Consider the following 10,816-nt stretch of genomic DNA (forward strand, 5'->3'; position numbering starts at 1 on the left):
AAGGAAGGTGTCGCGGCCCAGAACCAGAAATTTGTTATGATTATCCAAGCGCCAACAACGATGACCGCTCTTCTGATAGTTAAGGAACCATCGCGGCATGCACATTCTTCACGTCGTTCAACTCTACTGGCCAGCACCGAGCGGGGCAGCGCGTTATTTTCAAGAGATCGGAGCGCGGCTGGTAGCTGAAGGTCATCGGGTTACTGTACTGACGACCGATGCCTTCGATCTTGAACATCTCTGGATGGCCGGAAAACGGCGGATTAGTGAGCCAACCGGTGAGCACGATGGCGTGATGGTTCGACGGTTGGCCGTTCGACGTTTACCCGCATCGGTGATGCTCTACCCGGTCATTCGGCGGCTAATGGTTGAGTTAGGGCGTGTCGGGCGACCTGCGATCCCCATCCTGCGCCGGTTGGCAACACTGACACCACAACTACCCGATCTGGCGACAGTCCTGAACGATTCAGCACTCGCCGACGTAGATATCGTTCATACTACCAATATCACGCTCGATTTTGCGCTGATCCCGGTTGCACGCTGGGCAGCAGAGCGTGGCATCGCTCACATTTGTACACCCTTTGTTCATTTAGGTGAACCGGGGAGTGAGCAGGTGGTACGTTATTACGCCATGCCGCACCAGATCGCACTCCTCCGACGGGCGACTTGGGTGGCGACAATGACCGACATTGAGCGGGGCTATCTTATCCGACGTGGGGTACCGGCCGACCAGATTGTCACTGTTGGCGCGGGGGTCAACCCAACTGAAGTGACCGGCGGCAATAGAGAGCGTTTTCGGGCAACTCATCACATCCGTGGCCCGATAGTGTTAAGCCTTGGCGTAGCCGCTTTTGACAAAGGTACTGTTCACACACTGGCCGCTATGCGGCGCCTGTGGGCACAGGGAAGCGACGCGGTGTGGGTACAATGTGGGCCAGCCTTTGGCGGATTTACCGATGCGGTGGCAGCATTGCAACCAGCGGAACAGGCACGAGTACGAATACTCGGCTACGTTGATAATGAGACCCGACGTGATGCGCTGGCGGCGGCTGATCTCTACGTGCAGCCATCACGCACCGATAGCTTTGGGATCACGTATCTTGAAGCGTGGTGCAACGGTGTACCGGTTATCGGTGCGCGAGCAGGCGGTGTACCGGCTGTTGTGCGCCACGGTGTCGATGGCTTACTCGTACCGTTTGGCAATGTTATGGTGCTTGCTGACGCGATTGACCGCCTGCTTCGTGATCGTGTGCTGGCGCAAGCGTTGGGCGCAGCCGGACGGGCACGAGTCTGGCGGGAATTGACCTGGGATGCAGTCTACGAGCGTATTCGCCCCCTTTACACCAACCACTTTCAGCGCCCATTGTCGTTGCGCGTAACCTCCATCAAGATGCGGTCGTAGCGTTGACCATTGAAATGCACCGCACCGTGTAAACGACCAACCTCACGAAATCCGGCAGCCAGGTAAGCGCGATAGGCCCGTTCGTTAAAACTGTGCACCCAGAGACTGACATTGTAGAGGTTGAGATACCGAAAACCGTACTCGATCAACAACCGTACTGCTTCACGGCCGTAGCCCTTCCCCCACACGGTTTTATCGCCGATAGCAATGCCCAGCTCAGCGGTACCGTGTAAAAGATTTATGTTGTGCAGGCTACATGTGCCGATTAAGCGCTCAGAATCCCGCAACACGACGGCAAATGTACGTTCGTGTTCAACGGTATTGGCCCTTGCTGCGATCCACTGCTGTTCTTGCGCAAGGGTAAAGCTACGTCCCTGCTGACCGAGCAGTGCAGTCAATTCTAGATCGGCAAACCAATGCGCTAACAATGCTGCATCTTCAGCAACAATGTGACTCAGAAAGACCTTTGTTCCGGCCAGCACAACTGGACGGGGGGGGGTAATGAACTATTCATTGAGAAACTCCTGGGCAGTTACGACAGAACTATCGCTTTCACGCATCTTCATCACTATTCATCAAGCGAACGTAGCTCTCGTAGCGAGCTGGTGTAATTTCGCCGCGCTCGACTGCGGCGCGCACTGCACAATGAGGTTCATGGAGATGCCTACAACCGGCAAAGTAGCAATCACCGAGAAACGGCCGAAACTCGCGAAAACACCAAGCAAGGTCGCTAGCCGGTAGATTCCAAAGCCCAATCTCGCGAATTCCCGGCGTGTCGGCGACATAGCCACCACCGGGCAGATTCAGCGGAATCAACTCGGCGACCGTCGTCGTGTGGCGGCCTTTCGACAGACGTTCACTGACTTCACCGGTACGCAGATTCAGACCGGGTTGAATCGCATTCAGCAGGCTACTCTTACCCACCCCCGACTTGCCGGTTACAACGCTGATCCGTCCGGCCAGACGGCTCCGCAGTTCATCAATACCCACACCAGTGACAATACTGGTATAGACGACAGGGTAGCCAATATGTGCGTATGGAGCAAACATTGCTTCAGCCACGCTGCGCTCGACCAGATCAATCTTGGTTGCGACAATCACAACCGGCAACTCACTATGCTCGCAAATAACCAGGTAACGGTCGAGCATGCGGGGTGTGAAATCAGGTTGGGCACAGGCGAAGACCAGGAGCACCTGATCAACATTGGCAACAATCACATCCTCCTTATACGCACCACGAGACCCGGCAGCACGTCGCGCCAAGCGACTCCGTCGTGGCAGCACCGCTTCGATAGCACCCTGCCCATTTCCTACCGGTTGTACCTCAACCTGATCACCAATGACAACCAAATCGGTTGCCTGACGCTCTTTCTTGAGTCGTCCACGCAAACGACACTCCAGAATACCTTGTTCCGTCTGCACCCAGAAGAAACCACTCTGTGCCCGTAAGACGGACCCAACCAGGCGGTTTGCGCCAGTCGTTGGCGGTGGCTCAACAACAGTAGTGGGTGTAGTTTTACGACTCATCGATCTTCAGCTCCAGCCAATACATAAACAGTCAACACACCAAAAGCTATGCGTATGATACGGTCGATAAACGATGACGATCTCAAACCTTCTGGCGTTGCCGCAGTGATCGCAGGTTGTATTCGATATTTTCGCTCAAGTTTCGGCGGATGATACGATAATGAGCCATCTCGTTCCAGGATGATCACGATAGTTCCCTCCACGTCGGCTGGTAACTGATGTTTTGCGGTATACACGGCGGTATCGTCAATTGACATATCAGTAATCCTTAACCGTTGCCGTGCCGAACAACCATCGCGACGTGGAGGAAATGAAAAAGGCTGTGGTACCACTGGCACCTCAGCCCAAATAAAGGGCGGGCTGTGGATGCTCACTGGCTTCCCACAGCCCGCCGGTATCACAGGTTACGCCTGTCTAGCCTGCGCTGTGCGAAGCCTCTCTCACGTCAGCGGAGTCGTTCGACACCATTCCTACAGTGCCTGTCTTTACATACTGATTGGTGATAAGTGTCATGAACGGCCTCCTCTACGTGACTACGCACCTCTTGCCCGTGCAGCATAGCATAGTAATGAAGAACTGTCAATGGAATTTCGCTCAGTCTTTTGACGGAATAGCGAAGATTTGTTGCAATGTCGTCGCAGCAACATTACGGCCACAAATCAGCACAACAACGCGCTGTCCCACCAGATCGCTGATTTGTTGTTCGAGAAGGGCAGCCAGTGGTACCGCAGCACTTCCCTCTGCAATAAGATGATGTTCTTCGATAAGCCAGCGCATTGCGCGAGCGATAGCAGGTTCATCGACCAGTACCATGTCATCAAGCACCTGCTGCAGGATCGGTAGAGTGATGGTATCGGCTGCAAGATTACCGGCCAGACCATCGGCTAACGTTGGTTCATCGACCACCGGTACTACTCTGCCGGCGCGTAACGCAGCAGTCATAGCCGCAGAAGCGGCAGCCTGAACCCCGATCACGCGCACTCGTGGATTCATTGCTTTGGCCCAGAGACCAACCCCACTCGCCAGACCACCGCCCCCAACTGCAACCACAACGACATCAATATCGGCTAATGTCTGCCAGAGTTCAACTGCCAGCGTACCCTGACCGGCAATAACCAGTGGGTCATTGTAAGGCGAAATAAAATGCCAACCATATTCGGCGGCCATGCGCAACGCTTCAGCCTCGGCTGCATCGTAGCCCGTACCATGCAAGATGACATCTACCGGATAACGGCGCAAGGCCGCGATTTTGGCCGGAGAAGCTGTAGCCGGTACAACGAGTGTGGCCGTTGTACCGATCATAGCTGCGGTGTGCGCAACGCCCAGCGCATGATTACCGGCAGAGCAGGCAACAACGTGAGTGGTTGCCGGAAGCTGACGCAGAGCATTCGCTGCACCACGAATCTTGAAACTACCGGTCACCTGGGCCAGTTCCAGCTTGAGCCAGACTTCAGCACCAGTCAATGCACATAGCGGTCGGCTTATCTCGAGCGGGGTTGGCTGAATAATCCCGTCGATACGCTGATGTGCCACCAGGATGTCGGCGGGTGAAAGGAAGAACGTTTGTCGCATGATCGTATTCCTATTGCCAGCGTGGAGCAGAACACCGGATCGCTGCCTACGAATGACCACGAATCGGCTTTGGCCGATATGGCTCTTCTAAACGCTGAATCTCTTCGGGTGACAACTTCACGTCGAGCGCAGCAACTGCCTCTTCAAGCTGGTACATTTTCGTAGCCCCGATGATAGGTGCAGTCACTTCCGGCTTATGAAGCAGCCAGGCCAGCGCAATCTGGGCATTACTGACCCCACGGGCACGAGCAATTTCACTTACCCGCTCGACAATCACGTAATCGCTGGCATCGTACATCGCGTGCGAGATCGTATCTGAACGGCCACGTACCGTAGCTGCGTCGGTGCCTTGCGGTCGGTTACCGGCAAGAAAGCCACGTGCCAGCGGACTCCAGGGAATCACCGCCAGACCGGCATCGCGACACAGAGGCAACATTTCGCGTTCCTCTTCACGGTAGACAAGGTTAAGATGATTTTGCATCGATACAAAACGTGCCCAACCGCGTCGTTCTTGGATGCCGAGGGCCTTGGCTAGTTGCCAGGCGAACATACTTGACGCACCGATATAGAGTGCTTTACCGGCGCGCACCACATCATTCAACGCCTCTAATGTCTCTTCAATCGGCGTCTCGTAATCCCAGCGATGAATTTGATACAGATCAACGTAATCCATTCCCAATCGGCGCAACGAGGCATCAATCGCCTGCATAATATGCTTGCGCGAAAGTCCACGGTCGTTGGGTCGGTCACTCATCGGCTGGTAGACTTTGGTCGCAATAACCAGTTCATCACGGCGTACCCCCGAGTCACGAATGGCACGTCCTAAAATCTCTTCGCTCAAGCCCAACGAATACATATCCGCCGTATCGAAGAAATTGATCCCCAATTCCAACGCCCGAAAGATAAAAGGCCGACTGGCAGCTTCGTCTAGCACCCACTCACGCCAGGTCGGCGAACCATAGCTCATACAACCCAAACAGATCCGCGAAACCTGCATCCCGGTTGAGCCGAAACGTGTGTACTGCATACGATGACACCTCTTATCAAGAAGCGGGTAACGGTCGTATTATAACGAAGCTGGCCGGTTGCAGAACCACGTGTGCGAGAAAAAGAGCGGTCTGTAACGTTACCGGTTTTGGGTCGTGTTTAATGCACTGATGTATGTCGTTCACCTGCTCTTCCACGAGAGACGGGTTGGCAACTCAATCGCCCATTCACTCCTCTCCTTGCGCTTGACCACTCTGCCGGTGCGTGTTAGAGTCAGTCTACTATGGCAACTGTTATTCTGCTTTCCGGTCGCGAACGACCGGTCATTCAACGACATCCGTGGATCTTCTCTGGAGCTATCGCCGAGGTACGCGGAAATCCGGCACCTGGCGCGGTTGTCGATGTCTATGCTCAAGACGGAAGCTGGCTGGCACGAGGCTTTTGGAGCAGTAGTTCGCAACTGCGCGTGCGACTGGCTACCTGGGAACGAACCCAACCGCTCGATGAAACGTGGCTCCACGACACAATTGCACGGGCAATTACCGGACGCGAAAAATGGCTCCACCAGCCGGCGATTGCCTGTCGTCTGGTGTTTAGCGAGTCAGATGGTATTCCTGGCCTGATCGTGGATCGGTACGGCTGCTATCTAGTTATCCAATTGCTCACGCAGGCAATGGCAATACGAGCCGAGCGGGTGATACAAGTATTGGTAGATTTACTCGCCCCACGTGGTATCTACGAACGGAGCGATGCCGAGGTACGAGAGAAAGAAGCGCTCCCACCGGCTGTTGGGTTGCGCTGGGGTGAGGCGCCACCTCGTTTACCAGTAACGTTGATCACCGGTCTTGATCAGATTGCCAGCGAACGACGTATGTTCGCCGATCTACAAACCGGTCAAAAGACCGGTATCTACCTTGATCAGGCGATTAACCATCTGCGAGTAGGAGCTTACTGTAGCGACGCCGATACGCTCGACTGTTTTTCTTACGCCGGTGGATTTGCGCTGGCGGCTGCCCGTGCCGGTGCCCGTCGGCTTACCTTGATCGATGCCAGTGCTGAAGCCCTCGCCCTGGCTGCTGATAACCTTCGCCTAAACGATCTGTCGATACCAACTGAATTCGTTGAGGGAGATGCGTTTCAAATTCTGCGTCAATACCGCAACGAGCATCGTCAATTTGATGTCGTCATTCTCGACCCACCGAAATTTGTCCACCAGCAATCGCATCTGCAACGCGCTACTCGTGGCTACAAAGATATTAACTTGCAGGCACTGCACCTGATCCGAAGCGGAGGGATACTGGCAACATTCAGTTGTTCGGGTCTGGTTTCAGCCGAACTCTTTCAGAAAATCATCTTTGGTGCCGCGCTTGATGCTGGGCGTGATGTGCAAATCCTCGAACGGCTAACCCAGGCGCCCGATCATCCAGTGCTACTGACATTTCCAGAAAGTGAATATCTCAAAGGATTGATCTGTCGGGTGTGGTAAACTATTTGCATCCTTGTTTATTGTCGAGCGGCTATGAACTTCACAATCTTTGAAGATGGTCATATCGCCAGCCCAACCGGGTTCCGCGCCACCGGCATTTCTGCTGGCCTGAAAGAGGGGAGCAAGGCACGTGATCTGGCCCTCGTCTACTCTCAATATCCATGCCGTGCAGCAGCCATGTTCACGACTAGCGTCTTCAAAGCGGCACCGGTGTTTCTGAGTCAGGCCATTTTGCTGCGTAACCACGATGCGATCCGGGCCGTGTTGATTAACGCCGGTCAGGCGAACGCTGGTACCGGTCAGAACGGGCTGAATGATGCAATTGAATGCGCCAAAATAACAGCCGATGAGCTGGAAGTACCGCGCGACTCGGTGCTGTTGATGTCAACCGGTCTGATAGGGGTACCACTACCGATGCAACGGATGCGCAACGGTATCCGACGGGCAGTAAGTGAACTCGACAGTAACGGAGGGCGACGAGCGGCAATGGCCATACTTACCACCGACACACGCCCCAAAGAACGAGTTCTGCGCGTTTCGTTGCGAAACGGCCCACGTTACACACTGGCCGGCATGGCGAAGGGAACCCGAATGATCCATCCCCGGCTGGCGACACTGCTGGCCCTTATCACCACCGACCTGGCGATCAGTCAACCCCTGTTACAACGAGCACTACGGCAAAGTGTTGATCGTTCGTTCAATCGTTTGAATATTGACGGTGACTGTAGCCCGAATGATAGTGTGATTATGCTGGCCAATGGCGCTATCGATCATCCACCGATCACCGATTCAAGTACTTGGGAGTTTGGCGTCTTTCAGGAAGCCCTCGACTTCTTGTGCGCCGATCTGGCAAACCAAATCGTGCGCGATGCAGCCGGTTCTGGTAAAGTGATTAAGGTGGTGGTGCAGGGGGCAGCCGATGAAGCGACGGCTCAAGCTATTGCCCATGCCGTGGCCCGCTCCGGCTCGGTGCGAGCAGCCTGTCGGCGCAACTCATCAGATTGGGGTGCACTTCTAGCTGCCATTGGCGCCAGCGCTGTTGAGTTGCGTCCCGATCTTCTTGATCTTCGGATCGGGACGGTGCCGGTTATGCTTCGCGGCACCCCTGTTCCGTTTGACCCAACGAACCTGGTGCAGACGATGTCAGGCCCTGAAGTAGAATTGGTGATCGACCTCAATCTTGGCCTGGCCGAAACAACCGTCTGGACCTGCACGTGGACAGATGGGTGAATCTTTATGGAACAAACTCTGCCATTATTTCCGCTCGGCTCGCTGCTCTTTCCCGGTAGCATCATGAGTTTGCACATCTTCGAGCAACGTTATCGCCTGATGATCGGTCGTTGTCTGGCCGAACAACAACCGTTTGGGATTGTCTTGCTCCGTCGCGGCCATGAAGTGATTGAGGGACAACGAATGGCGATTGCCCCTGAACCTTACGAGGTGGGCACGGTAGCAGTGATTCAAGATCATCTCAGACTGGAAGATGGCCGCTATTTGCTTCAGGTGATCGGTCAGAATCGCTTTCGTATCATCCAGATTATCGAACAATCGCCGTATTTAATAGCTCAGGTGAAAATGCTCCCCGAACACATCGATCAGCAAGCAAAGGCGGCTGCCGCCGAATTACGCAATATCTACCGACGATACTGGGAACGTATTGCTACGCTGACCGGCGCCGAAATTGATGTTGAACCGTTACCCGTTGATCCGGTGAGTCTGAGCTACATGTTAGCCGACCGGCTACGGATTGATCAGGCGCAGAAGCAACGCTGGTTGGAAGCCGAAGTCACCGAACGCCTCCGTAGTCTGACAATGGCTATCCGTACTGAACTGGCAATTCTGCCACGCGGCCCACAAGGTCTCGACCCATCAACGTTGTTAGGCGGCTGGAACAGTCTCAACTAACCGTCAAGCGTATGATCATCGGTTCATGTACCATTCATCTCCACATCGCGACAGCGCAGTCGTTAAAAGAGAAACGACAAGTGGTGCGTTCACTCATCGCCCGCATCCGCAACGAATTTAATGTCTCAGTTGCCGAAATCGACGATCAAGACCGCTGGCAGAGCGCTCGCCTCGGAGTAGCGGTTGTAGCAACCGATGGCAGACACGCTCAGCAGCAGCTTGAAGCAGTGGTAAACTTTATCGAACGTCAGCGTCCTGATTGTCCGCTACTGACGTATGAAATCGAGCTGTTGTGACGCAGAGCCTTGCACAATGCTCTCCTTATCTGGTAGTAGGGGTGAGGAAAGAGGAGTAAGTGGGAAGGGCTGGCTCCTAACTACCTCAACCTTACCCTTCCGCGCCCCGTGTGGAAGACATAGCAGCGAGGTGCTCGCCTATGACTGACGATATTTATCCCTTTCCGCTGCTGGCGATGGTCGGTCAGACCGATCTCAAAACGGCGCTGATCCTTGGCCTTATCAACCCACAAATTGGCGGCATTTTGCTCAGCGGGCCGTATGGGGTAGGGAAGACGACTGCCGTGCGCGGTCTGCTCGATGTCATGCCCTTCGTGACCCGCGAGCATCCCGATGCTGACGGGAAAACACTAGTTGAGCGCATGCGCTTGATCGAACTCCCGCTCAATGCCCGGCTGGAAGACGTGGTTGGTGGAATCAACGAACGCATTGCCATCGAGCAACACGTGGTACGCCTGGAAGAAGGAATTTTAGCCCGCGCCCACGGCAATGTCCTCTACGTTGATGAAATCAACTTACTCGATCAGGCAGTTGTTGACGCCATCCTTGACGCGGCAGCCCAGGGCCGGACGTTTGTGCGGCGGGGTGCAATGGTGCGTCTGTTTCCCAGTCAGTTTGTGCTCATCGGCTCAATGAACCCAGAAGAAGGCGCACTACGACCGCAGATTCTCGACCGCTTTGGCTTGCGGGTATGGGTGGCACCGGTAGCCGATCACCGCGCCCGGCTCGAAATTTATCGGCGCGCCCGTGATTTTCGCAACGATCCCGTAGGCTTTCGGCAAGGGTATGCAGCCCAAACCGCAGCGCTCGCCGAAGAGATCATGATCGCCCGTGAGATTCTCCCACACGTCACTATTCCGCCAGAGTTGGAAGAGCAGGCCCTGGCCTTAGTTCAGCACCTGCATATCCCTTCGCATCGTGCGGAAATAGCACTCCTGGAAGGGGCACGTGCACGGGCCGCAGCCGATTTTCGCAATGTCGTCAACGCCGAAGATATTCGGCGAATCGCACCGCTGGCATTAACCTGGCGCCACAGCGACTGGTTTGAGCGGCATACCGCCGGAGTACAGGCCGAGCAAGAGACTATCGCTGCTGCACTAGACACCCTCTTCCCGCCAACCGACAGCAGACGTCGGCGAAGTCGGCGCAGCACGGTGCGGCAGATTGAGGAAGGTCACGTCTGAAACGCTACCGTTCTGCACTGGTCAAGGCGTCGCCGGCATCTTCGGCAAAACTGTAGACCACAATCCCGAAGCGTTCAGCAACCTTCCGTGCCGGAACATCTACCATCGGCGAAATGACTATCAACTGATCGGCTCTTCGCTCGTGACGGCGTTCGTACCACCGCGCCTTACGTTCAAACAGATACATATCGGCCTTGCTCATCGATGACTTGATCTCACAAATGAGCAACAGGCCATTTTTGATAATCACATCAAGCTCGATCTGTTCAGGTCGTCCAAATACTTCGCCGGTCTCATCAAACTCGTTGACATTGATCACTTCGAGATTGAAAAAGCCGGTCAGAATACCACGCAAAGCGTCACGGAACGACTGCTCTGAATACAGCCCCCAACGCGCACCAAGCGCGCCAATGGTAGAGTCGAACTTTCGGTCAAGCGCCGCATGCCGCCGCATAAG

Annotated in this window: 12 protein-coding genes; 6 read left to right on the plus strand and 6 right to left on the minus strand. The window is 54.8% G+C overall.

The features are described 5' to 3' along the window. Positions 1-97: 97 nt before the first annotated feature. A complete protein-coding gene (locus JE47_RS0110825) occupies positions 98-1,402 on the plus strand; it encodes a glycosyltransferase family 4 protein (RefSeq protein ID WP_051871133.1) in 1,305 nt (434 codons plus the stop codon). On the opposite strand, the gene JE47_RS0110830 is transcribed toward JE47_RS0110825, so the two are convergent. From JE47_RS0110830 to JE47_RS0110850, 5 genes are all read right to left on the minus strand, one after another. Next, the gene (locus tag JE47_RS0110830) at positions 1,354-1,884 is read right to left on the minus strand and encodes a GNAT family N-acetyltransferase (protein ID WP_236631206.1); all 531 of its coding nucleotides are present in this window, start codon (positions 1,882-1,884) and stop codon (positions 1,354-1,356) included. The two genes, JE47_RS0110825 and JE47_RS0110830, sit on opposite strands and share 49 nt — an antisense overlap. A gap of 70 nt (positions 1,885-1,954) precedes the next feature. After that, positions 1,955-2,929, minus strand: coding sequence for a ribosome small subunit-dependent GTPase A (gene rsgA, locus JE47_RS0110835; protein ID WP_051871134.1), 975 nt, complete (start codon positions 2,927-2,929; stop codon positions 1,955-1,957). After that, entirely contained in the window at positions 2,926-3,186 is a 261-nt protein-coding gene (locus JE47_RS20520) for a hypothetical protein (protein WP_236631207.1), read from the minus strand. The genes rsgA and JE47_RS20520 overlap by 4 nt, the downstream gene beginning before the upstream one ends. Before the next feature lie 337 nt (positions 3,187-3,523). Then, the gene (locus JE47_RS0110845) at positions 3,524-4,501 is read right to left on the minus strand and encodes a threonine ammonia-lyase (RefSeq protein WP_031459778.1); all 978 of its coding nucleotides are present in this window, start codon (positions 4,499-4,501) and stop codon (positions 3,524-3,526) included. A gap of 46 nt (positions 4,502-4,547) precedes the next feature. Continuing rightward, entirely contained in the window at positions 4,548-5,528 is a 981-nt protein-coding gene (locus JE47_RS0110850) for an aldo/keto reductase (RefSeq protein WP_031459779.1), read from the minus strand. A 243-nt stretch (positions 5,529-5,771) separates the two neighbouring features. Between JE47_RS0110850 and JE47_RS0110855 the strand changes: the two genes are divergently transcribed. The 5 genes from JE47_RS0110855 (at position 5,772) to JE47_RS0110875 (ending at position 10,359) form a co-directional block, all read left to right on the plus strand. Then, a complete protein-coding gene (locus tag JE47_RS0110855; RefSeq protein ID WP_031459780.1) occupies positions 5,772-6,974 on the plus strand; it encodes a class I SAM-dependent rRNA methyltransferase in 1,203 nt (400 codons plus the stop codon). Between the two features lie 33 nt (positions 6,975-7,007). After that, the gene (gene argJ, locus JE47_RS0110860; protein WP_031459781.1) at positions 7,008-8,204 is read left to right on the plus strand and encodes a bifunctional glutamate N-acetyltransferase/amino-acid acetyltransferase ArgJ; all 1,197 of its coding nucleotides are present in this window, start codon (positions 7,008-7,010) and stop codon (positions 8,202-8,204) included. Between the two features lie 6 nt (positions 8,205-8,210). Then, positions 8,211-8,879 (plus strand): LON peptidase substrate-binding domain-containing protein, encoded by a 669-nt coding sequence (locus JE47_RS0110865; RefSeq protein ID WP_031459782.1) that lies wholly within the window; start codon positions 8,211-8,213, stop codon positions 8,877-8,879. Between the two features lie 11 nt (positions 8,880-8,890). Continuing rightward, a complete protein-coding gene (locus tag JE47_RS0110870; protein ID WP_031459783.1) occupies positions 8,891-9,175 on the plus strand; it encodes a DUF503 domain-containing protein in 285 nt (94 codons plus the stop codon). Positions 9,176-9,315: 140 nt separating this feature from the next. Beyond that, a complete protein-coding gene (locus tag JE47_RS0110875) occupies positions 9,316-10,359 on the plus strand; it encodes an ATP-binding protein (RefSeq protein WP_031459784.1) in 1,044 nt (347 codons plus the stop codon). A 4-nt stretch (positions 10,360-10,363) separates the two neighbouring features. Here JE47_RS0110875 and JE47_RS0110880 read toward each other — a convergent pair. Continuing rightward, a partial coding sequence (locus JE47_RS0110880) for a PD-(D/E)XK nuclease family protein (RefSeq protein ID WP_031459785.1) occupies positions 10,364-10,816 on the minus strand: 453 nt, incomplete at its 5' end.

Origin of the sequence: Chloroflexus sp. MS-G, assembly GCF_000735195.1 — a bacterium.
Classification (GTDB): Bacteria; Chloroflexota; Chloroflexia; order Chloroflexales; family Chloroflexaceae; genus Chloroflexus.